The sequence below is a fragment of the Alitibacter langaaensis DSM 22999 genome (genome assembly GCF_003096995.1).
GTDB classification, from domain to species: domain Bacteria; phylum Pseudomonadota; class Gammaproteobacteria; order Enterobacterales; family Pasteurellaceae; genus Exercitatus; species Exercitatus langaaensis.
The window spans coordinates 170,329-191,401 of sequence record NZ_QENU01000001.1; the positions used below are offsets into that span (position 1 = coordinate 170,329).

The 21,073-nt window shown below is 42.6% G+C and carries 22 protein-coding genes, 1 pseudogene and 1 other annotated feature; of the genes and pseudogenes, 13 read left to right on the forward strand and 10 right to left on the reverse strand.

Features of this window, described 5'->3' with window-relative positions:
- Window positions 1–165: 165 nt before the first annotated feature.
- Complete coding sequence (groL, locus tag C8D76_RS00860) at window positions 166–1,809, reverse strand: chaperonin GroEL (protein WP_116630946.1); 1,644 nt, start codon at window positions 1,807–1,809, stop codon at window positions 166–168.
- 80 nt (window positions 1,810–1,889) lie between these two features.
- Window positions 1,890–2,180: a co-chaperone GroES gene (locus C8D76_RS00865; RefSeq protein ID WP_116630947.1), complete on the reverse strand. Its 291-nt coding sequence runs from the start codon at window positions 2,178–2,180 to the stop codon at window positions 1,890–1,892.
- Between the two features lie 182 nt (window positions 2,181–2,362).
- On the opposite strand from C8D76_RS00865, the gene tatA reads away from it, so the two are divergent.
- The 4 genes and pseudogenes from tatA to hemB all read left to right on the forward strand — a co-directional run bounded on the left by tatA (window position 2,363) and on the right by hemB (window position 5,130).
- On the forward strand, window positions 2,363–2,554 hold the full coding sequence (gene tatA / locus C8D76_RS00870) for a Sec-independent protein translocase subunit TatA (RefSeq protein ID WP_116630948.1): 192 nt from the start codon (window positions 2,363–2,365) through the stop codon (window positions 2,552–2,554).
- Window positions 2,555–2,563: 9 nt separating this feature from the next.
- Window positions 2,564–3,139, forward strand: a complete 576-nt coding sequence (gene tatB, locus C8D76_RS00875; protein WP_116630949.1) for a Sec-independent protein translocase protein TatB — start codon at window positions 2,564–2,566, stop codon at window positions 3,137–3,139.
- Window positions 3,136–3,921, forward strand: a pseudogene (gene tatC, locus C8D76_RS00880) (Sec-independent protein translocase subunit TatC); the annotation flags it as partial. The gene tatB and the pseudogene tatC, both read left to right, overlap by 4 nt.
- A 186-nt stretch (window positions 3,922–4,107) precedes the next feature.
- Entirely contained in the window at window positions 4,108–5,130 is a 1,023-nt protein-coding gene (gene hemB, locus C8D76_RS00885; protein ID WP_116630951.1) for a porphobilinogen synthase, read from the forward strand.
- Between the two features lie 64 nt (window positions 5,131–5,194).
- Here the strand turns inward: hemB and C8D76_RS00890 are convergent, their stop codons facing one another.
- The 3 genes from C8D76_RS00890 to epmB form a co-directional block, all read right to left on the reverse strand.
- On the reverse strand, window positions 5,195–5,611 hold the full coding sequence (locus C8D76_RS00890; protein WP_116630952.1) for an MliC family protein: 417 nt from the start codon (window positions 5,609–5,611) through the stop codon (window positions 5,195–5,197).
- Between the two features lie 9 nt (window positions 5,612–5,620).
- The gene (locus C8D76_RS00895) at window positions 5,621–7,102 is read right to left on the reverse strand and encodes a LysM-like peptidoglycan-binding domain-containing protein (protein WP_116630953.1); all 1,482 of its coding nucleotides are present in this window, start codon (window positions 7,100–7,102) and stop codon (window positions 5,621–5,623) included.
- Between the two features lie 73 nt (window positions 7,103–7,175).
- Window positions 7,176–8,198, reverse strand: coding sequence for an EF-P beta-lysylation protein EpmB (epmB, locus tag C8D76_RS00900; RefSeq protein WP_116630954.1), 1,023 nt, complete (start codon window positions 8,196–8,198; stop codon window positions 7,176–7,178).
- 35 nt (window positions 8,199–8,233) lie between these two features.
- Between epmB and efp the strand changes: the two genes are divergently transcribed.
- On the forward strand, window positions 8,234–8,800 hold the full coding sequence (gene efp / locus C8D76_RS00905; protein WP_116630955.1) for an elongation factor P: 567 nt from the start codon (window positions 8,234–8,236) through the stop codon (window positions 8,798–8,800).
- 229 nt (window positions 8,801–9,029) lie between these two features.
- The gene (gene cysK, locus C8D76_RS00910) at window positions 9,030–9,980 is read left to right on the forward strand and encodes a cysteine synthase A (protein ID WP_116630956.1); all 951 of its coding nucleotides are present in this window, start codon (window positions 9,030–9,032) and stop codon (window positions 9,978–9,980) included.
- A gap of 56 nt (window positions 9,981–10,036) precedes the next feature.
- On the opposite strand, the gene dusC is transcribed toward cysK, so the two are convergent.
- The 5 genes from dusC to C8D76_RS00930 all read right to left on the reverse strand — a co-directional run bounded on the left by dusC (window position 10,037) and on the right by C8D76_RS00930 (window position 14,054).
- Entirely contained in the window at window positions 10,037–10,996 is a 960-nt protein-coding gene (gene dusC, locus C8D76_RS00915) for a tRNA dihydrouridine(16) synthase DusC (RefSeq protein ID WP_116630957.1), read from the reverse strand.
- The gene (locus tag C8D76_RS09865) at window positions 10,987–11,127 is read right to left on the reverse strand and encodes a hypothetical protein (protein WP_165814323.1); all 141 of its coding nucleotides are present in this window, start codon (window positions 11,125–11,127) and stop codon (window positions 10,987–10,989) included. Before C8D76_RS09865 ends, dusC begins: the two co-directional genes overlap by 10 nt.
- Window position 11,128: 1 nt before the next feature.
- The gene (gene djlA / locus C8D76_RS00920; protein WP_116630958.1) at window positions 11,129–12,010 is read right to left on the reverse strand and encodes a co-chaperone DjlA; all 882 of its coding nucleotides are present in this window, start codon (window positions 12,008–12,010) and stop codon (window positions 11,129–11,131) included.
- A 129-nt stretch (window positions 12,011–12,139) separates the two neighbouring features.
- Window positions 12,140–12,856, reverse strand: a complete 717-nt coding sequence (deoD, locus tag C8D76_RS00925) for a purine-nucleoside phosphorylase (protein WP_116630959.1) — start codon at window positions 12,854–12,856, stop codon at window positions 12,140–12,142.
- Window positions 12,857–12,866: 10 nt separating this feature from the next.
- On the reverse strand, window positions 12,867–14,054 hold the full coding sequence (locus C8D76_RS00930) for a phosphopentomutase (protein ID WP_116630960.1): 1,188 nt from the start codon (window positions 14,052–14,054) through the stop codon (window positions 12,867–12,869).
- A 211-nt stretch (window positions 14,055–14,265) separates the two neighbouring features.
- Between C8D76_RS00930 and yczE the strand changes: the two genes are divergently transcribed.
- The 7 genes from yczE to C8D76_RS00965 all read left to right on the forward strand — a co-directional run bounded on the left by yczE (window position 14,266) and on the right by C8D76_RS00965 (window position 21,071).
- Window positions 14,266–14,922, forward strand: coding sequence for a membrane protein YczE (gene yczE, locus C8D76_RS00935; protein ID WP_116630961.1), 657 nt, complete (start codon window positions 14,266–14,268; stop codon window positions 14,920–14,922).
- 115 nt (window positions 14,923–15,037) lie between these two features.
- Window positions 15,038–16,291 (forward strand): aromatic amino acid transporter, encoded by a 1,254-nt coding sequence (locus C8D76_RS00940; protein WP_116630962.1) that lies wholly within the window; start codon window positions 15,038–15,040, stop codon window positions 16,289–16,291.
- A 1-nt stretch (window position 16,292) separates the two neighbouring features.
- Window positions 16,293–17,036, forward strand: a complete 744-nt coding sequence (locus C8D76_RS00945; protein WP_116630963.1) for a class I SAM-dependent methyltransferase — start codon at window positions 16,293–16,295, stop codon at window positions 17,034–17,036.
- Window positions 17,037–17,178: 142 nt separating this feature from the next.
- Window positions 17,179–17,310: a sequence feature (His leader region), on the forward strand.
- A gap of 59 nt (window positions 17,311–17,369) precedes the next feature.
- Window positions 17,370–18,269, forward strand: coding sequence for an ATP phosphoribosyltransferase (gene hisG / locus C8D76_RS00950; RefSeq protein WP_116630964.1), 900 nt, complete (start codon window positions 17,370–17,372; stop codon window positions 18,267–18,269).
- Between the two features lie 14 nt (window positions 18,270–18,283).
- The gene (hisD, locus tag C8D76_RS00955; RefSeq protein WP_116630965.1) at window positions 18,284–19,570 is read left to right on the forward strand and encodes a histidinol dehydrogenase; all 1,287 of its coding nucleotides are present in this window, start codon (window positions 18,284–18,286) and stop codon (window positions 19,568–19,570) included.
- A 107-nt stretch (window positions 19,571–19,677) separates the two neighbouring features.
- The gene (locus C8D76_RS00960; RefSeq protein ID WP_116630966.1) at window positions 19,678–20,079 is read left to right on the forward strand and encodes a GNAT family N-acetyltransferase; all 402 of its coding nucleotides are present in this window, start codon (window positions 19,678–19,680) and stop codon (window positions 20,077–20,079) included.
- Between the two features lie 20 nt (window positions 20,080–20,099).
- Window positions 20,100–21,071 carry a virulence RhuM family protein/type II toxin-antitoxin system death-on-curing family toxin gene (locus tag C8D76_RS00965; RefSeq protein ID WP_116630967.1) on the forward strand — a complete coding sequence of 324 codons (972 nt, stop codon included), beginning with the start codon at window positions 20,100–20,102 and terminating at the stop codon, window positions 21,069–21,071.
- Window positions 21,072–21,073 lie beyond the last annotated feature (2 nt).

The following is a 21,073-nucleotide window of genomic DNA, read 5'->3' on the forward strand; positions in this document are numbered from 1 at the left end:
ATTTAAAGGACATATTTTTTATGTCCTTTTCTTTTCTGTAAATAAAGCAAAGAGCTTAAAATTTATCAAATTTTGACCGCACTTTGACATAAAAACTTTGACATAAAAACTTTGGCATAAAAAAAGCGTGAACCGAAGTTCACGCTTAAAGGTTTAGTGAGGGGATTACATCATTCCGCCCATTCCACCCATGCCGCCCATTCCTGCGCCTAGGTCAGCTTTATCTTCTTTAGGGATTTCAGTGACCATCGCTTCAGTGGTGATCATTAAACCTGCCACAGAGGCTGCAAATTGAAGTGCAGAGCGCGTTACTTTAGTTGGATCTAAGATACCCATTTCAATCATATCGCCATATTGTTCTGTTCCTGCGTTATAACCGAAGTTTCCTTCGCCATTTTTAACCGCACTTGCCACCACAGAGGCTTCTTCGCCTGCGTTTGTGACGATTTGGCGAAGTGGGGCTTCCATTGCACGAAGTGCAAGTTTGATACCGACATTTTGTTCTTCGTTATCGCCGGTTAAGGTTGCTGCAACTTTAGCGGCTGCGCGAACTAATGCTACGCCACCACCTGCAACGATACCTTCTTCTACCGCAGCACGGGTTGCGTGTAGGGCATCTTCCACACGGTCTTTTTTCTCTTTCATTTCAACTTCAGTCGCTGCGCCAACTTTGATTACAGCCACGCCGCCAGCAAGTTTTGCTACACGTTCTTGTAATTTTTCTTTGTCGTAATCTGAAGTGCTTTCTTCAATTTGTTGACGAATTTGTGCTACACGACCTTTGATTTGGGCTTCTTCGCCAATACCATCAATAATAGTGGTGTTGTCTTTGTTGATCACAACACGTTTGGCTTGACCTAAATCTTCTAATGTCGCTTTTTCAAGCTCCATACCGATTTCTTCAGAAATCACCGTACCCGCAGTTAAAATCGCAATATCTTGTAACATTGCTTTGCGGCGATCACCAAAGCCTGGTGCTTTCACAGCAGCCACTTTCACGATACCACGCATTGTATTCACTACTAATGTTGCAAGCGCTTCGCCTTCCACATCTTCTGCGATGATTAACAATGGTTTGCCTGCTTTAGCCACTGCTTCTAGCACTGGCAATAATTCGCGAATGTTAGAGATTTTTTTATCCACTAAAAGAATGAATGGATTATCAAATTCTACCGTTGCCGCTTCTGGTTTGTTGATAAAGTATGGAGAAAGGTAACCGCGATCGAATTGCATCCCTTCTACAACAGCAAGCTCGTCTTCTAAGCCTGTGCCGTCTTCTACGGTAATCACGCCTTCTTTGCCCACTTTTTCCATGGCTTCGGCAATGAGTTTACCCACTACATTGTCAGAGTTTGCAGAGATTGTACCAACTTGTTCAATTTCTTTTGAGGTTTCACAAGGTTTTGAAAGTGCTTTTAATTCAGTGACGACTGCCGCTACCGCTTTGTCGATACCGCGTTTTAAATCCATTGGGTTCATGCCCGCAGCCACCGCTTTTAAGCCTTCGTTTACGATAGCTTGTGCTAATACGGTTGCAGTCGTGGTACCATCACCCGCCGCATCATTGGCTTTAGATGCCACTTCTTTTACCATTTGTGCGCCCATATTTTCGAATTTATCTTCTAATTCGATCTCACGCGCCACAGAAACGCCGTCTTTGGTGATAGTTGGTGCGCCAAAGGCTTTGTCTAAAACAACGTTACGGCCTTTCGGACCTAGAGTTACTTTTACTGCATCGGCTAATACGTTGACACCTGCTAACATTTTTACACGAGCGTCATTACCAAATTTAACGTCTTTTGCTGCCATTTTGGATTCTTCCTCTTGATTATTCGTTTAAAGTGCGGTCAAAATCGCCGCAATTTTGTGATCTACTATGCTTAAATTGATTATTCTACGATGGCTAAAATATCGTTTTCAGAAATGATTAACACTTCTTCGCCATCGATTTTTTCTGCTTTCACGCCGTAACCGTCATTGAAAATGACTGTATCGCCAACTTTTACATCTAAAGGCTGAACCGTACCGTTTTCAAGTACGCGACCCTTGCCCACTGCAATAACTTTTGCACGTGTGGATTTTGTAGCGGCAGAACCGGTTAATACAATGCCGCCAGCGGATAAAGTTTCTACTTCTTCGCGTTTAATAATCACGCGATCATGTAAAGGACGAATTGCCATATCTGATTACTCCTTAAGTAATAATGTTCTAAATGCTTAACCTATATGGGGAACTTTTTTTACCTTTCAAGGGGGATTTTTCTAAAAATTTTCAGGAAAAATAATCCCCGTTGGCTATTGTTCAAAGACGCTAAAAAGGGTATATTTCGCTCATTATTTTTTAAACACGAAAGGAAAAAATTATGGGTGGCATTAGCATTTGGCAACTTCTTATTATCGTAGCAATCATTGTTTTATTATTTGGTACTAAAAAATTGCGTACCCTTGGCAGCGATTTGGGAGAATCAGTGAAAGGCTTTAAAAAAGCAATGTCTGATGACGACAACAAAGATAATCCAGTTGTGAAATCTGTAGAGAAAAACGATAAAGAATAAGGCGAGATCGTGTTTGATATCGGCTTTTCTGAATTAACACTGATTTTTATTGTGGGTCTGGTTGTGCTTGGTCCGCAACGTATGCCTGTGGCAATTCGTACGGTGATGAAATGGGTGCGAACCATTCGTGGTTTAGCGGCCAACGTGCAAAATGAATTGTCGCAAGAATTGAAATTGCAAGAATTGCAGGAAAGCATTAAGAAAGCAGAAAGTTTAAACTTAAAATCCCTTTCGCCTGAATTGGCGCAAACTGTTGAAGATCTGAAACAGTCTGCGGATAAAATGAAAAATGAGCTTGAACAACAGGCTCAATTGGCGAATAAATCACTTCAAGAACAGATTAAAGAAGTTCGAGAATCCAACTATTCTGAAACGGCAGAAACTCAAGCAATAGAGTCCAATGCGAATGCAGAAGAAAAAACTTCCGAAAATTTGACCACACTTGATACCGAAGTATCGCCTGCAGAATTGGCTGAACAAGCAGAAGTTTCCTTAGATGAACAACTCGCCAAATATATTGATCAATATCATCCAACTGATGATATGCAGCCTACATCGCCATCAACAACTGAGAAATCTGTATGACTAATGTAGACGAAACTCAACCTTTAATCTCACATTTAGTCGAATTACGCGATCGTCTATTACGTTGTGTAACCTTTATTTTGATCGTGTTTCTTGCCTTGGTTTATTTCGCCAACGACATTTATCATTTAATCGCCACACCGCTATTAAATGCTATGCCAGAAGGGGCAACGATGATTGCTACCAACGTGGCATCGCCATTTTTCACGCCGATTAAATTAACGATCATCGCTGCGGTATTTTTATCTGTGCCGTTTTTGTTGTATCAAATATGGGCATTTGTGGCGCCAGCGTTGTACCAACATGAAAAACGTTTGGTGTACCCATTATTGGTTTCAAGTACAATTTTGTTCTATGCAGGTGTAGCTTTTGCCTATTATGTGGTGTTCCCATTGGTCTTTGGTTTCCTGACCAGCACCTCCCCTGACGGCGTGGCAATGGCGACAGACATCAGCAGTTATCTTGATTTTGTGCTCACCTTGTTTATGGCATTTGGTGTTTGTTTTGAAGTGCCAGTCGCCATTATTTTATTGTGCTGGGCGGGTATCACAACGCCGGAAGATTTACGTTCAAAACGCCCTTATATTATTGTTGTCGCCTTTATTATTGGGATGCTATTAACGCCGCCAGACATCTTCTCGCAGACTTTGTTAGCCATTCCAATGTGCTTGTTGTTTGAAGTCGGGGTGATGTGTGCAAGATTCTATCGACCAAAAGAAAATCAAGAGAATGCACAGCAATCAGAAAGCGAAAACGCAGAAAGCGAAAATACAGAAAATAAAAGCTCAAAGGCTGAAAGTACAGAGATTGAAAGTACGGAAAGTGAAAGCATAAAAACCGAAAGTACGGAAAGCGAAAGTATAAAAAACAAAAGTGCGGTCGAAAAATAAAAAATTTTAGAAGGTTTAAAAGCGGCTACGCATTTGGCGGGTTGCATTTAAACCTTTTTTACTAAGAGAGAGATAAAAATGACACAACAATATTTTACAGGTTATCCTGCGCGCCGTTTGCGCCGTATGCGCAAAAATGATTTCAGCCGCCGTTTAATGGCAGAAAATAAACTTACTGTTGATGATTTAATTTACCCTGTTTTCATTATGGAAGGTGAAAATCATCGCGAGCCCGTTCCGTCTATGCCGAAAGTCGAGCGTTTGACAATCGATCAATTATTAGTGGAAGCAGGATTGTTAGTGAAATATGGCGTGCCTGTTATTGCGTTATTCCCTGTGATTGAGCAAGAGAAAAAATCCTTGATGGCGGAAGAAGCCTACAATCCAAATGGCTTAGTTCAACGTGCTGTGCGAGCGTTGAAAACGGCTTATCCAGAGTTAGGTGTATTAACCGATGTAGCATTGGATCCTTACACCATTCACGGTCAAGATGGCATTATTGACGAAACAGGTTATGTGCTTAACGAAGTTACCAGTGACGTACTCGTTAAACAAGCCTTGTCCCATGCGGAAGCGGGCGCAGATATTGTCGCGCCGAGTGATATGATGGATGGCAGAATTGGCAAAATTCGCAGCGCATTGGAAGAAAAGGGCTTTATTAATACCTTAATTATGGCGTATGCCGCGAAATATGCGTCAAATTATTATGGACCATTCCGTGATGCCGTGGGCTCTTCGAGTAATTTAAAAGGCGGCGACAAAAAAACGTATCAAGTGGATCCTGCCAATGGTAACGAAGGTTTGCAAGAAGTGGCTTTAGACATTGCCGAAGGCGCAGATATGGTTATGGTGAAACCAGGTATGCCATATTTGGATATGGTGTATCGCGTGAAAGAGCAATTTGGCGTGCCAACTTTTGCCTACCAAGTGTCGGGGGAATATGCAATGCATTGGGCAGCTATTCAAAACGGCTGGCTAAAAGAGAAAGAATGCATTATGGAAGGCTTGCTTTGCTTTAAACGAGCAGGAGCAGATGGCATTCTCACTTATTTTGCTAAACAGGTTGCCGAGTGGTTATATGAAGAAGGGAAAAATAAATAATTCCCGATTAAAGCAAATGAAAAAGGGAGCTGTTTGAGCTCCCTTTATTGTCTCTAAAATATGGCTATTGTGATGTCGCTTGTTCAATGCATACATCAGCAAGAATATCTCCCACCGCATTGGTGAGGGTTGCCGTGCCATTATTGCGTTCTACCCAATGCCAATGAATACTGGTATAGGCTTTGCCCGTTTGTGAAACGGTAGATTTTAATTTCTCTGTCACATTATTGAATGTAAGAGAAATGGTCTCTACCGCCTTGACTACCTTGCTATTATTTTTAGGCGTATTGCGCACAATACGGACAATTTTATCGTCTTTACACTGAAAACGAGCCGCAAAACCAATTTGGACAGTTTTATCTAAGTTCGTCGTTTTAGGTTTTGAACTCGCCATTGCATCAATAGGGGCTTGTGCCACCATTTTTGTGTTACAAGCCGTGAGAGTGAATGCAGAGAGAAGCAAAAGTGCGGTCGTTTTCATCAGAGTTTCCTATTTGCTATATTTGTACGAGCCATCAGCTTGGCGCGTAAACACTGAGCCATCTGACAGACGCATACTGGTTACACGCCCTTCGCTATTGGTTGAAACCTGTACTTTATCGCCTGGTTTGAAACTGCTTAAAGCATTACCCACGCCATTCGCTTTTGTCATCGCATTGACATCACGAATATCTAAGCCGTTAGTGCGGAACACTTGGAATAATGATGTACTCGCAGGCACTGTTAAGGTTTTGCTTGTTGCACTTGCCGCTTTACTTGTGGTAGCTGCTGCAGTAGGTTTGCTGTTTACTGGTTTTGCTTCACTGATCGGTGCACCATTTAACGCAGCTTTTGCACGAGCACGTTCAGCCGCTAATTTTTCTGCTTTCACTTTTTCTTGCGCCGCTTTAGCTTGTTGCTCCGCTTTTAATTTTTCAGCTCGGGCTTTTGCTTGAGCTTGTTGTTCACGCAAACGCTGTTGTTGCTGTGCTTTTTCAGCAGCTGCTTTAGTTTGTTGTTCACGCGCTGCTTGTTCTGCCGCTGTATTGGTATCTGCCGTCACTTCAGGTTTTGCAGACGCAGTATTTTGTGTATTTTCTACGGCAGTTTGCGCATTGGCTGCGACAGTTTGTGCGTTTGATACTGCAGGGGCTACCGTTGATGCTGAGCCAGATGATACCGTTGAGCCAGTTGTTGGCGCAGTATTTTGTGCTGCTGTTTCTGACGTGCCATTATTCTGATTAGTTTGCGGATTTTTGTCCGTTGTTTCTGCTGTTTCTGTGGATTCAGCAGGTTGCACGGTATTCGCCATATCTGCATTTTCCACCGGTTGATTTGGATCGAGAGATTGGAATTCGATTGGCATATTATTGCCGTTATGATTCGCTTGGAAATCTTCCACAGTATCTGAGCTTGGTTTTAATAATACCAACGCAACCAACACTGCTACTGCACCCGCAATAGCAATAAACAAACGGCGATGTTTGCGTGGTAATTTTTGCATAACCGCCCAATTTTCTGGATTTTTCAGATTTGCTTTAGCAGAATTTGCTTGTTCTGTGGTTTGCTCAGCTGCTTTTTGTGCTTCTGCTACTAATTCTTCGGCTTTTTCTGCGCCGTTTTCGACCGCACTTTTTTCTACATCACTTTTCTCAACAGTAATTTCCACTTGAGCTTCTTTGTTTACTGCTGGCTCATGAGTTTCTTGCGTATATTCAACAGATTTTTCAGCAGCTTGTGACGGCTGATGAAACGCGCCACTAGTCGCGTTGTTTCCAGTCTGATGAGAAGATGCTGTTGCACCAAAAGTCGGTTCTTTGCGCTCTGCAAAAGGATTGTTTTGTGGTGCATTTTTCTTCCCGAAGAATTTATTTAAAAAAGATGATGAATTAGGCTCGAAAGATTTTTTCGGCGTAGCTGGCTCCGCTTGGTTTAAGCCAAGATCCAATTCATTTTGATTTGACGCTGAATTATTTTCAGGTTTGTTTTCCACGATATACCTCGATGTGTTTCGATAAAGGTCGCACAAAGTGCGGTCAAAAAATTGTTGCTATTTTAAAGGAAATCTAGCCCGAAAACAAAGTTTTATTCGGTTCTCCTGCAATTTCTCGTGCAAGTTTTGGCACTAAATATCCCGATGTCATCGCTTGCAATTCTCGATAAATTTTGACCGCACTTTCATCATCAATATAGAAATGGCTTCCCGCGTCCACTTTATCAAAAAGATGCAAATAATAAGGGAGAATTCCTGCAGCGAATAGTTTATCGCTCAGTGTTTTTAGGGTTTGAGCATTGTCGTTAATCCCTTTTAACAGCACGGATTGATTGAGTAAAGTCACGCCCGTACGCTTTAATTTTTGTATTGCATGAGTCAAATGTTGATCGATTTCGTTTCCATGATTGATGTGGCTAACAAATATGCTCTGCAAACGGCTTTCTGCCAGTAGCTGACAAAGCTCGTCGGTGATTCGTTCGGGAATGACAACAGGCAAGCGCGAGTGAATGCGCAAACGTTGCAAGTGCGGTACGTTTTCTAATTGTTTTATTAACCAGGCTAACTCGTGATCTTTCGCCATCAAGGGATCGCCGCCAGAGAAAATTACTTCGTCAATTTGTGGATTGGCGAGAATATAATCCAGTGCTTTTTGCCAATTTGCTTTGTTGCCTTTATTTTGATTGTATGGAAAATGGCGGCGGAAACAGTAACGACAATTTACGGCGCAGGCATTTTTTACCATTAATAACAATCGGTTATGATATTTGTGTAAAATATTGGGGGCAGCATTATGCTGTTCTTCCAAAGGGTCTTTCACAAAGCCCTCCACCTGCATAAACTCTTGGGCGGATGTCATCACTTGTAAAAAAAGCGGATCTTGGGGATTGCCTTTTTCCATGCGATCAACAAAAGGTTGGGGAACACGCAAGGCGAAAAGTTTACGCGCTGCCAGATCTTGTTCAAAATCAGCAAGGGGTAAATCCAGTTGTTTTAGTAATATTTTCGGGTCTGAAATGGCGTTATTTAGGATTTCTAACCAAATTTCACGTTTTGCTTCTTCTCTAATAGGGATGTTTTGGGTTAAAATATGCACTTTATAAAAACTAGCTCTATTTAATTGAGGAAATCATGGCTACATATACTACCACTGACTTCAAGCCAGGTCTAAAATTTATGCAAGACGGCGAGCCTTGTGTAATCGTTGAAAATGAATTCGTAAAACCAGGCAAAGGTCAAGCCTTTACTCGTACTCGTATCCGTAAATTAATTTCTGGCAAAGTATTAGATATCAACTTCAAATCTGGTACTTCTGTTGAAGCAGCGGATGTTATGGACTTGAACCTAACTTATTCTTATAAAGACGAAGCGTTCTGGTATTTCATGCACCCAGAAACTTTTGAACAATATTCTGCCGATGCCAAAGCGGTAGGCGATGCAGAAAAATGGTTATTAGACCAAGCAGATTGTATCATCACATTATGGAACGGCACGCCAATCAGCGTGACTCCGCCAAACTTTGTTGAGTTAGAAGTGATTGAAACGGATCCAGGTTTGAAAGGCGATACCGCGGGAACAGGTGGTAAACCTGCAACATTAAGCACTGGTGCTGTTGTTCGTGTTCCATTGTTCGTTCAAATCGGCGAAGTGATCAAAGTAGATACCCGTTCAGGCGAATACGTTTCACGCGTAAAATAATTAAAGATTTGCAGATACCCACTTTCGAGTGGGTATTTTTTTATCAAAATTTTGCGATTTTTGACCGCACTTTATGGATTTTGCGATGAGTTTTTAATTAAGCAGAAAGGAATCGATATTCATATTAAAATGCGATTTAGTTATAAAATAGAACAAATAAATCTTTTTTTTCTATAAAAGGCTGTGATAAAACTAAGTACACAAAATAAACATGACAGGAGATTTTAACATGACAATTTATGCGGATAATTCATATTCTATTGGTAACACCCCATTAGTATGCTTACAACACTTTGGGCAAAACGGTAATTTAGTGGTAAAAATTGAAGGCCGTAACCCGAGCTTCAGTGTGAAATGCCGTATTGGTGCGAATATGGTATGGCAAGCAGAAAAAGACGGTATTTTGACGAAAGAAAAAGAAATCGTTGATGCAACCAGTGGTAACACTGGGATTGCGCTAGCTTATGTTGCGGCGGCTCGTGGCTATAAAATTAGCTTAACCATGCCAGAAACAATGAGTTCAGAACGCAAACGCTTATTGCGTGGCTTGGGTGTGAACCTTGTGTTAACTGAAGGCGCGAAAGGAATGAAAGGGGCGATTGCTAAAGCAGAAGAAATCGTTGCTAGCGATCCAAACCGCTATATTATGTTGAAACAATTTGAAAACCCAGCCAACCCAGATATTCACCAACAAACCACAGGTGTCGAAATTTGGGAAGCATCAGAAGGCAAAGTTGACGTTGTTGTCGCTGGTGTGGGTACTGGTGGTACGCTTACAGGTATTTCTCGCGCGATTAAATTAGACAAAGGTAAAAAAATTACCTCTGTGGCGGTGGAACCTGCAGAAAGCCCTGTGATTACTCAAACTTTAGCAGGTGAAGAAGTGAAACCAGGTCCACATAAAATCCAAGGTATTGGGGCAGGTTTTATTCCTAAAAACTTAGATTTAAGCCTAGTTGATCGTGTGGAAACAGTGGATAGCGATACCGCAATTGCGACCGCTCGCCGTTTAATGGCTGAAGAGGGGATCCTTGCAGGGATTTCATCTGGTGCCGCGGTTGCCGCAGCAGATCGTTTAGCAAAATTGCCAGAATTTGCGGATAAATTAATCGTGGCGATTCTTCCATCTGCAGCAGAGCGTTATTTGAGTACGGCGTTATTTGAAGGCGTAGAAGGTTAATTCCTAATTCAATAGCCAAAAGTGCGGTCAATTCTTTATGAGAATTGACCGTTTTTTTATTCTCTTTCTTCTTTCATTAGCGAGTGAAATGCGAGCAATTTTTTGCGCAATTCCGCAGCATTATGGCAAGCCTTAATATAGCTAAAAAGCGCGCTGGCATTTTCGTATTCTTTTTTCAGATAATGCAGCCATTGCTTAATGCGTGCTACATGATAAAAACCGCTGTCGTGAATGTTGTCCATTTGCGCATATTGCAGTAGCAGAGCCATCACTTCTTGCCACGGCATTTTTTCAGCATTATGTTTAATCACATAGCTTAAATTAGGAATGTTCAGCGCGCCCCGAGCTATCATTAAATCATGGCAGCCCGTGATTTCTTTGCATTTTTGCCCATCTTGCCAATGCCAAATTTCTCCGTTGGCAATCACAGGAATGTGTAATGTTGAGCGCACTTTGCCGATTTGTTCCCAGTTGATACATTCTGCACGATAGCCATCGGTTTTGGTTCGTCCATGAATGGTGATTTCTGTTGCACCGCCTTGCTGCACCGCATCTGCAATTTCAAAGGCTTGAGAAATATCGTCCCAACCTAACCGCACTTTTACGCTGACAGGCTGTTCAGCAGGAACGGCTTGGCGAATGGCTTTGGTTGCTTGATAAATTAATTCAGGATTTTTTAATAAACTTGCACCACCGTTGCTGCCATTCACCGTTTTAGACGGGCACCCGCAGTTTAAATCAATTCCTTGCGAACCTAATTCAATGGCGCGCACTGCATTTTCGGCGAGCCATTGGGGGAATTGCCCCAACAGTTGTACACGCACTGGCGTGCCACTAGGCGTTTTGCCACCGTACTGCAATTCTGGGGCAAGGCGATAAAATACCTTTGTCGGCAAAAGTTGATCGACCACACGCACAAACTCTGAAATGCAGAGATCGTAATCATTGACTTCGGTGAGTAATTGGCGCACCAGTGGATCAAGCACGCCTTGCATTGGAGCGAGAATCACACGCATAGTTGATAAGGTTGTTTAGTGTGAAGGGGCGACCATAACGCCCCAGAAAATAGCTTAATGCGAGAAAAAATGGAAAGTGCGCTGAGAAAAATCGCTAAAACACCTGGAAAATAACGAAATTGTCTAGCCATTTTACCAGCCTTTCGCCTTACAAATTAAATCGTAAGCGGCTTGAATTTGTTGAGCTTTTTCTTTTGCCATTTCCATCATTTCTGGCGGTAAACCTTTCGAGACCAATTTATCTGGATGATTTTCATTCATTAAACGGCGATAAGCACGTTTTACCGTTTGTTGATCATCAGAGGCTGACACGCCCAATACTTTATAAGCATCGTCCACAGTTGGGCCCGATGGTTGACGATAGCCACCGCTATAACCACTTTGTTGATAATCTTGCTGATAACCGCCTTGTTGGTATTGCTGATATTGTTGATAAGCCTGCTGATAGAAATTGCCATTTGAGAATTGACGGCGCGCCATTTCCATTGCGATCATTTGTTCAAATTGGAATTGGGACATGCCTAATTCTTCCGCCACGATCTGCAAAATTTCACGTTCGCCATCGTGTAAATGATCGTCCGCAAAGGCGGCTTGTACTTGCACGCTTAAGAACATACGCAATAAATCAGCACGCTGCCCACAGCCTAAACGAAATTCTCGAATAATTTGGCGAATCGGAAAATCAGCATCTTTACCACGGTTGAACGCTTCTTGCGCTAATTTGCGGTTGGCTTCATCTAAATTGAGCTGCTGCATCAAATTATTGGCCAGCGCAATATCATCTTGAGTCACACGCCCTTTCGCTTTGCTCAAATGTCCAAGCACGGCGAAAGTAGTTTGCATAAATAAAGATTGGCGTGTGAGTTTTCTGTGGAAAAACGATGAACTCACGCTCCCTAATTCATACAGTTTTTTATCTAGCCAATGCCCACACATCGCGCCTGCGATGCCGCCGAACAGGCCGCCATAGCGATAACCAATAAAAAAGCCGATTACCTTACAAATAAAATTCATTCTGCACTCCAAGCTCAAAAAATAGCGATAGTTTAGCGGATTAGATTGGGTTGGAAAAGGGAAGTTCAAGCAAGTGCGGTCAAAAAATTGAAAATTTTAACCGCACTTTGTGGTGATTAAGGGTAGCGATTAATCATCGTTGCCAAGCAAGATGCTTTCTAGGGCAATTTCGATCATCTCATTGAACGTGGTTTGGCGTTCTTCCGCACTGATTTTTTCGCCGCTACGAATATGATCCGAAACCGTGCAAATCGCAAGTGCTTTTGCGCCGAATTCAGCCGCCACGCCATAAATTCCCGCGGCTTCCATTTCCACGCCAAGAATGCCATATTTTTCCATCACATCAAACATTTGCACATCTGGCGTATAGAAAAGATCTGCCGAGAACAAATTGCCAACACGCACGCTAACGCCTTTGTTTTTGGCGGCTTGCACTGCAGCTTGCGTCATCTCAAAATCCGCGATCGCAGCAAAATCATTATCTTTAAAACGAATGCGGTTGACTTTGCTGTCCGTACAGGCACCTAAGCCAATCACCACATCACGGATATGCACATCTTGGCGCACCGCACCGCACGAGCCGACACGAATGATTTTTTTCACGCCATATTCTGTGATCAATTCTTTAGCATAAATTGAACAAGAGGGAATGCCCATACCATGGCCCATAACCGAAATACGGCGTCCTTTATATGTGCCAGTGTAACCGAGCATATTACGCACATCGGTCACTTGTTTTGCATCGTCTAAAAAAGTTTCCGCAATATATTTGGCGCGCAGTGGATCGCCCGGCATTAAAACAACGTCTGCAAATGCGCCCGCTGGCGCGTTAATGTGTGGAGTCATAACAAATTCCTTATAAAATTGATTTACCATATTCCATCGCAGAAAGACCGAAGTATTGTGCTATGGTTTGTCCGATGTCAGCAAAGGTATCGCGTTCGCCTAAAAATTGCGTTGGCACGTTGCGGCCAAATAGCAATACAGGGATATTCTCTCGGGTGTGATCCGTGCCTTTCCAAGTTGGATCGCAACCGTGATCTGCGGTGATAATCAGCAAATCATCATCTTGCATTAAGGCAAGCAATTCAGGCAAGCGACTGTCAAAATATTCTAATCCTTGGGCATAACCGCGCACATCACGGCGATGGCCGAAATCCGCATCGAAATTCACAAAATTAGTGAAAACGATGGTATTTTCCACCGCACTTTTCACTTCTTCCAAGGTTTTATCAAACAGCTCTTCCAAGCCCGTTGCTTTGACTTTTTTGCTGATTCCGGTGTGTGCGTAAATATCCGCAATTTTGCCCACAGAAACCACCGTGCCTTGTTTTTCTTCAATCAATTTTTGCAACACCGTTTTTGCTGGTGGCTCGACTGAATAATCACGGCGATTGCCTGTGCGCTTGAATTCGCCCGATTTGTTACCAATAAATGGGCGTGCAATCACACGACCAATGTTATAACCCTCTAATTCTTCACGGACCAATTCACAGAGCGCATAAAGTTTGTCTAAACCAAAGGTTTGTTCATGGGCGGCAATTTGGAAAACTGAATCGGCGGACGTATAGAAAATAGGTAAGCCTGTTTGTATATGTTGTTCGCCAAGCTCGTCTAAAATTACGGTGCCTGATGAATGGCAGTTGCCGAGATAACCTTGAATGCCTGATTTTGCGACAATTTTCGCTAGCAATTCTGGCGGAAAACTGTTGGTTTTTTCGGGGAATAATCCCCAATCGAACAAGACGGGAACGCCTGCGATTTCCCAGTGTCCAGAAGTGGTGTCTTTGCCTGATGAAATTTCTTTAGCAAAAGCGTAGCCACCAATTAAGTGCGGTTGATTTTGGAAAGATTTTGGTAATTCACCACAAGATTGTAACGCCGCCAAACCTAAGCCTAGGCTTTCTAAATGTGGAACTTTTAAGGGCGATTGTTGCGCGGCAATATGGCCTAAGGTATTGGCACCTTCATCACCGAATTTTGCCGCATCTTTTGCGCCACCAATGCCAAAAGAATCCATCATCATAATAAATACGCGTTTCATAGACTGTCCTTACGGATTGTGTTGCTAAAAGCAAACGTTTTACATGATTTAATACAACAAAACCACAGCGCAAGCCGTGGTTTTCGGGTAAAGTATAACAGATTTCAGCTGAAATCAATATGCTTTTAGAATATAAGTTATAGTCAGAAGTTTGTTTTGTTTTTGATCAGATTTCATTATCATTAAGTCGTGATTATTTGCAGGAAAGTTTATGTCTAAATATGCCATATTGCCGAAAACCTTATGGACAGCCGAATCCTTATGGGCGTTGGAAAGTCGCTCATTATTTGTGTTGTGCTTGACATTTATTGTGGTGGGCATAGGCGAAGGTTTATTACTCCTTTCTAATTTGGGCTCTGCCCCTTGGACGATTTTATCGCAAGGCATTGCGTTGCAACTTCATGTGAGCGTAGGCTGGACTTCCTTTCTGATTAGTTTATTGGTTATGCTTTTATGGTTGCCACTGCGATTACGCCCCGGCATCGGGACGATTTTGAACGTGGCAGTCATCGCGCTATTTCTTGGTCTCACCGTAAAATTTGTGCCAATTCCGACCGCACTTTGGCTGCGCTGGGCTTATGCTATCGCTGGTGTGTTGTGCTTTGGCATCGGCACCGCATTTTATTTAACCTGCCATCAGGGCGCAGGGCCTAGAGATGGCTTAATGGTGGGCATTTGCCAACGTTTTCACTGGAAAGTCGGGATCGTGCGTACCAGCCTTGAAGTGCTTGTGTGTGTATGCGGTTTTTTACTGGGTGGCACCTTTGGTATCGGCACGCTTATGTACGCGCTGACAATTGGTTGGGTTGTTCAATTAACTCTCAAAGCAATCGCCTATATTTCATTTTTTAAGCCGAAACAGCATTAATTTCGCTCCAATCTTTTATTTTCTAAAAATATCTCAAATTTGACCGCACTTTCCCCTTGTTTTTACGTCTTATGTACTACTATAATAGTGCAAAATTAATAACAAGGATTTATTTATGGAGAAAAAACTTCCTTCTTTATTGGGCGGCGTGATGATTATCGCAGGCGGCACCGTAGGCGCGGGTATGCTCGCTAACCCTATTTCGACTTCTGGCGTTTGGTTTGTCGGCTCAATTTTAATTTTGCTCTACACCTGGTTTTGTATGATGTCCTCAGGTTTAATGTTGCTCGAAGCCAATTTGCATTATCCAACGGGCGCAAGTTTCGACACGATCGTGAAAGATTTGCTCGGCAAAGGCTGGAACGCCTTAAACGGTTTGTCGTTAGCCTTTGTACTCTATATTTTAACCTATGCTTATATCACATCAGGCGGCGGCATTACCGAAGGTTTTCTGAATCAATTGTTGAGTTCATCAGAAAGTGCGGTGGAAATTGGGCGAGCTTCAGGTTCTTTATTATTCACCGTTGTGCTTGCAACATTTGTGTGGTTCTCTACCAAAGCCGTTGACCGTTTTAGCACCGTTTTGCTCGCGGGAATGGTGATTTCCTTTGTGCTTTCTATTGGCGGGTTAGTTTCTTCGGTCAATCCTACGATCTTATTTGATACAGCGGCACCCGCTGAAACGCAATATTTACCTTACGCCATTGCTGCATTACCCGTTTGTTTGGTGTCATTCGGCTTTCATCAAAATGTTCCAAGCCTAGTGAAATATTACAACCGCAATGCTGCCAAAGTGGTGAAATCCGCTGTTATTGGCACGCTGATTGCATTGTTTATCTATATTTTATGGCAGCTGGCGATTCAAGGAAATTTATCGCGAGCCGCATTTGGACCTGTGATCGCAAAAGGGGGAGATATTGCCGCTTTGCTTGATGCGTTAAGTGCGAGCGTACAAACGGATTATGTGGGATTAGTGCTAAAATTCTTCGCTTATATGGCGATTGCTAGTTCATTTTTAGGGGTAACGCTGGGCTTGTTCGATTACATCGCGGATTTGTTCAATTTTGACGATAGTGCCTTGGGCAGAACGAAAACCACATTAGTCACTTTCTTGCCACCACTGTTCTTAAGTTTAGAATATCCTTATGGTTTTGTGATTGCCATTGGTTTTGCGGGGCTTGCCGCCACAATTTGGGCAGCCATCGTGCCTGCATTATTGGCGAAAGCGTGCCGCAGCAAATTCCCACAGCGTGAATATACCGTATTCGGCGGCAATTTTATGATTTATTTTGTGATTTTCTTTGGCGTGCTGAACATTGTTGCGCAGCTAGCGGCACAGTTTGGTTGCTTGCCAGAATTTAAAGGCTAATATGAAAAAATCGGTTTATGATAGCGAAAATTTTTTCGAGTTGTATCAAAAATTAAGAGCCAATCCGATTAGCCTAAATAACATCGTGGAAATGCCCACGATGTTATCGCTTTTGCCTGAATTACAAGGCAGAAAATTGCTAGATTTAGGCTGTGGCACAGGAGAACATTTGCGCTTGTATCTGCAAGGTGGCGCGGCGCAGGTGGTGGGCATGGATTTATCGGCAGCAATGTTAGCACAGGCTGAAAAAAATCTTGCGCAATTTCGACCGCACTTTGCTTTATATCAGTCGCCAATGGAGCAGCTCAGTGAGCTTCCCGAACAGAATTTTGATATTATCACCAGCTCTTTTGCCTTTCATTACATCAGTGATTTCCCTAAATTGCTGGCGGATATTAAAGCCAAATTAAAAGCTAACGGTACATTAGTTTTTTCGCAAGAACATCCGATTGTTACCGCCTATCAAGGTGGTGAACGTTGGGAAAAAAATGAGAAGAAAGAGCAAGTGGCTTATCGGCTAAATTATTATCGAGATGAAGGCGAGCGAGATCGCAGTTGGTTTAAACAGCCTTTCAAAACCTATCATCGCACCTTGGCAACGATTATCAATAATATCATTGCCGCAGGCGGTGAAATTGAACAAATTGCAGAGCCGATGCTAGCGCAACAACCTGAATGGCAGGCGGAATTTAAGGATTTACAGCACAGACCTGTATTATTATTTGTGCGGGCAAAATTTGGTTAATTTCAGCTTAAAATAAAATTTAAAAAATCTGAAAAAAAATCTTGCAATCTCTCATTTTTCAGCGTATTTTAACAAGCAACTCAACGAAATTTGTATCAAAATTTATAGCAGAGAAACCTATTATGAACTTTATTCGTACTCATCATCGCCATCATTCAACCTGATATCTTTCGGGCATTTGAATGTGGCCGGAAGATAGCAAATCTTCCGAGTACGTCTAAACCACAATAGTTTACATAACCTCTCGGAAGGCAACTTTCGAGAGGTTTTTTTATATCCAAAATTTAAACATAGCATTAAAACACAACACTAAAATATTATGGGGAAAACACAATGACAACAACAAACCGTTTACGCATTGCACTACAAAAGAAAGGGCGTTTGAGCAAAGATTGCAATGAATTACTCAAACAATGCGGGGTAAAAATCAATTGGAATGAACAACGTTTAATTGCGTATTCAGAAAATATGCCCATTGAAATTCTCCGAGTGCGTGATGACGATATTCCTGGCTTAGTATTCGATGGCGTGGTCGATCTAGGCATTATCGGGGAAAACGTGTTGGAAGAAGAGGAGCTTGGTCGCCTAGCAAGAGGCGAGCAGGTTGAATACAAAAAATTACGCACCTTGGATTTTGGCGGTTGCCGTTTATCCTTAGCGATTGATCGTGATCGCACTTATCAGGGCGTGCAAGATTTTCTCAATTCACGCATTGCCACCAGCTATCCAAATTTACTCAAACGTTATATGAACGAAAAAGGCGTCTCTTTCAAAAGCACCTTGTTGAACGGTTCTGTTGAAGTCGCCCCTTCTGCAGGTTTGGCGGATGCGATTTGCGATTTGGTTTCCTCTGGTGCCACCTTGGAAGCCAATGGTTTAAAAGAAGTGGAAGTGATTTATCGCTCTAAAGCTTGCTTGATTCAACGCCAAGCCTCATTAAGTGAAGAAAAACAAGCACTTATAGATAAATTACTCACCCGTATTCAAGGGATTCAACAAGCCACTGAGTCTAAATATATTATGCTTCACGCCCCTAAAGATAAGCTTGAAAAAATCACCGCACTTCTACCAGGTGTGGAGAACCCAACCATTTTGCCGTTGGCACACGATGACAGCAAAGTCGCAATGCACGTGGTGAGCCAAGAAACGTTGTTCTGGGAAACAATGGAACAATTAAAAGCAGCGGGAGCAAGTTCTATTCTTGTGTTGCCGATTGAAAAAATGATGGAATAAAAGGTAGAAAGAAAATGCAAACACTCATCTGGAAAAACTTAACAGAACAACAACGCAAAGCGGCACTTACTCGCCCCGTGATCAGTGCTTCGCTTAACATTCAGCAAGCGGTAGAGGCTATCCGTGAAGATGTATTAACAAATGGCGATGATGCATTATTGGCACTTTCGGAAAAATTCGACAAAGTCAAATTGGATAGCCTTGTGGTTTCAAAAGCACAAATTCAAGCCGCGAGCGAGCGTTTATCCGCAGAACTCAAACAAGCCATTCAAAATGCAAAACGGAACATCACCGCTTTCCACGAAGCACAAAAACCGCAAACTGTTGATATCGAAACCCAAGCAGGTGTGCGTTGCCAAGTGGTTACACGCCCGATTAACCGCGTTGGGTTATATATCCCTGGCGGTTCGGCACCGTTGTTTTCGACCGTATTAATGTTAGCGATTCCAGCTAATATTGCAGGGTGTAAAAAAGTCGTACTTTGCTCACCGCCCCCTATTGCCGATGAAATTCTTTATACAGCAAACCTTTGCGGAGTAGAAACGATCTACCAAGTGGGCGGGGCTCAAGCGATTGTGGCAATGGCTTATGGAACACAAACCGTGGCGAAAGTGGATAAAATTTTCGGGCCGGGCAACAGTTTTGTGACAGAGGCAAAACGCCAAGTATCACAAAGTGTTAATGGTGCTGCTATTGATATGCAAGCAGGGCCTTCGGAAGTGTTGGTGCTTGCCGATGAAAATGCAGATCCCGATTTTGTGGCGAGCGATTTACTTTCTCAAGCGGAACACGGTGCCGACAGCCAAGTGATTTTAGTTACGCCAAGTGAAACTTTAGCAAAACAGACCGCACTTGCCATAGAACGCCAACTCGCTCTTTTACCAAGAAAAGAAACCGCCACTAAAGCACTGGAGCATAGCCGCATTTTTATTGCCGAAAGCCTAGAACAAGCGGTGGAAATCAGCAATGAATATGCCCCAGAACACTTGGTGGTGCAGGTGGAAAACGCCCGTGCATTGCTCGACCAACTCGATAATGCAGGGTCGATTTTCTTAGGGGCTTACTCCCCAGAAAGTATGGGCGATTACGCCAGCGGCACAAACCACGTTTTGCCAACTTACGGCTACACCCGAACCACATCCAGCCTAGGGCTAGCAGATTTCAGCAAACGAATGACTGTGCAAGAACTCACCCCACAAGGCTTTAAAGCCCTTGCCCCAACAGTTGAATTAATGGCAAGTGCCGAACAGCTAGAGGCACACAAACAGGCGGTGAGTATTCGGTTGCAGAAATTGAAATAAGTGGCAGGTTTTCTCTTTCGTATATTTAGCCATAAATGTTGAGCAATAAAAGTGCGGTCAAAATTTGCAGAGTTTTGTAAGAATTACACCGCTTATAGGAAAATAAAATGATTAGTTATAAAACCAATGTTCCCATTTCAGCCTCTCAATTTATTGAGCTATTGAAAAAAACTACACTAGGAGAACGTCGCCCACTAGATAATATGGCGTGTGTAGAAGGTATGCTCGATCATTCTAATTTAGTTATTACCGCTTGGGATAATGAACGTTTGGTTGGTATTGCCCGTTCGGTCACGGACTTTAATTACTGTTGCTATCTTTCAGATCTTGCTGTGGATGAAACCTATCAGCAGCGTGGTATTGGGCAACAGTTGATTGCGGAAACAGAAAAATCGTTAGCGAAAACGTGTAAAATCATTTTACTTTCTGCACCGCAAGCGGTGAACTATTACCCACACATCGGGTTTAAACAACATCCGAGTGCGTGGACAAAATTACGCAACGAATAATCACGTTTAGCAGATAAAATATGAATAACCAAATTGAAATTTATCAAACGCAAAATGGCGAAACCCAAGTCGAAGTAAAATTTGAAAATGATACGGTTTGGCTTTCGCAAGCACAGATGGTGGAGCTTTTTGGCAGAAATCAATCAGTGATTTCACGTCATATCCGCAATGCTATCGCTGATGGTGAAATTTCAGAAAAAAGCAATATGCAAAAAATGCATATTGCTTTTTCAGACCGCCCTGTCGTTTTTTATGATTTAGACACGGTAATTTCCGTAGGCTATCGGGTAAAATCGCCAGAGGGTGTAAATTTTCGCCGTTGGGCAACCTCTCGCCTAAAAGAATATTTGGTGCAGGGTTATGCGATTAATCAACAGCGTTTGCAAGCCAAAGGGATTGAATTTGATCAGGTTATTCAGCTGCTTAACCGCACTTTAACCAATCAAACCTTAATTGATGATCAGGGCAGAGCGGTGATTAATGTGCTACAAGATTACGCTCGCACGTGGAGTTTGCTACAAGCCTATGACGAACAAACGCTCAGTGCGATAAATGTGGCTCAATCGGAAATGTTGCCCTTGAAGTTTGACGAAGTGTTAGCCGCAATCCAACAGTTAAAACACACGTTGGTGAGCAAAGGGGAAGCCACCGAACTTTTTGGGCAATTACGCAGTGACGGGCTAGCTTCTGCCATTGCAACGATTGAACAGGGCTTCGGCGATGAGCTGTTTTATCCCAACGTGGCAAGCCGAGCAGCCCATTTGCTCTATTTTGTGATCAAAAATCATCCCTTATCCGATGGCAATAAACGCACAGGTTCATTTCTATTTTTATGGTATTTACGCCTAAACCAACACCTGTTGGCAAAACCTGTCGAACGGCTAATTAATGATAATACCTTGGTTGCACTGGCATTATTGGTGGCAGAAAGCTTACCCGAACAGAAAGAATTAATGATTAAACTTATCGAACATTTTATTTTACTGAAATAAAA

What these genes read in the sequence shown, in the direction of transcription:
- groL (WP_116630946.1), bottom strand. Translation starts at nt 1,809, where the DNA reads ATGGCAGCAAAAGACGTTAAATTTGGTAATGACGCTCGTGTAAAAATG.
- C8D76_RS00865 (WP_116630947.1), bottom strand. Translation starts at nt 2,180, where the DNA reads ATGGCAATTCGTCCTTTACATGATCGCGTGATTATTAAACGCGAAGAA.
- tatA (WP_116630948.1), top strand. Translation starts at nt 2,363, where the DNA reads ATGGGTGGCATTAGCATTTGGCAACTTCTTATTATCGTAGCAATCATT.
- hemB (WP_116630951.1), top strand. Translation starts at nt 4,108, where the DNA reads ATGACACAACAATATTTTACAGGTTATCCTGCGCGCCGTTTGCGCCGT.
- C8D76_RS00890 (WP_116630952.1), bottom strand. Translation starts at nt 5,611, where the DNA reads ATGAAAACGACCGCACTTTTGCTTCTCTCTGCATTCACTCTCACGGCT.
- efp (WP_116630955.1), top strand. Translation starts at nt 8,234, where the DNA reads ATGGCTACATATACTACCACTGACTTCAAGCCAGGTCTAAAATTTATG.
- cysK (WP_116630956.1), top strand. Translation starts at nt 9,030, where the DNA reads ATGACAATTTATGCGGATAATTCATATTCTATTGGTAACACCCCATTA.
- dusC (WP_116630957.1), bottom strand. Translation starts at nt 10,996, where the DNA reads ATGCGTGTGATTCTCGCTCCAATGCAAGGCGTGCTTGATCCACTGGTG.
- C8D76_RS09865 (WP_165814323.1), bottom strand. Translation starts at nt 11,127, where the DNA reads ATGGCTAGACAATTTCGTTATTTTCCAGGTGTTTTAGCGATTTTTCTC.
- djlA (WP_116630958.1), bottom strand. Translation starts at nt 12,010, where the DNA reads ATGAATTTTATTTGTAAGGTAATCGGCTTTTTTATTGGTTATCGCTAT.
- deoD (WP_116630959.1), bottom strand. Translation starts at nt 12,856, where the DNA reads ATGACTCCACACATTAACGCGCCAGCGGGCGCATTTGCAGACGTTGTT.
- C8D76_RS00930 (WP_116630960.1), bottom strand. Translation starts at nt 14,054, where the DNA reads ATGAAACGCGTATTTATTATGATGATGGATTCTTTTGGCATTGGTGGC.
- yczE (WP_116630961.1), top strand. Translation starts at nt 14,266, where the DNA reads ATGTCTAAATATGCCATATTGCCGAAAACCTTATGGACAGCCGAATCC.
- C8D76_RS00940 (WP_116630962.1), top strand. Translation starts at nt 15,038, where the DNA reads ATGGAGAAAAAACTTCCTTCTTTATTGGGCGGCGTGATGATTATCGCA.
- C8D76_RS00945 (WP_116630963.1), top strand. Translation starts at nt 16,293, where the DNA reads ATGAAAAAATCGGTTTATGATAGCGAAAATTTTTTCGAGTTGTATCAA.
- hisG (WP_116630964.1), top strand. Translation starts at nt 17,370, where the DNA reads ATGACAACAACAAACCGTTTACGCATTGCACTACAAAAGAAAGGGCGT.
- hisD (WP_116630965.1), top strand. Translation starts at nt 18,284, where the DNA reads ATGCAAACACTCATCTGGAAAAACTTAACAGAACAACAACGCAAAGCG.
- C8D76_RS00960 (WP_116630966.1), top strand. Translation starts at nt 19,678, where the DNA reads ATGATTAGTTATAAAACCAATGTTCCCATTTCAGCCTCTCAATTTATT.
- C8D76_RS00965 (WP_116630967.1), top strand. Translation starts at nt 20,100, where the DNA reads ATGAATAACCAAATTGAAATTTATCAAACGCAAAATGGCGAAACCCAA.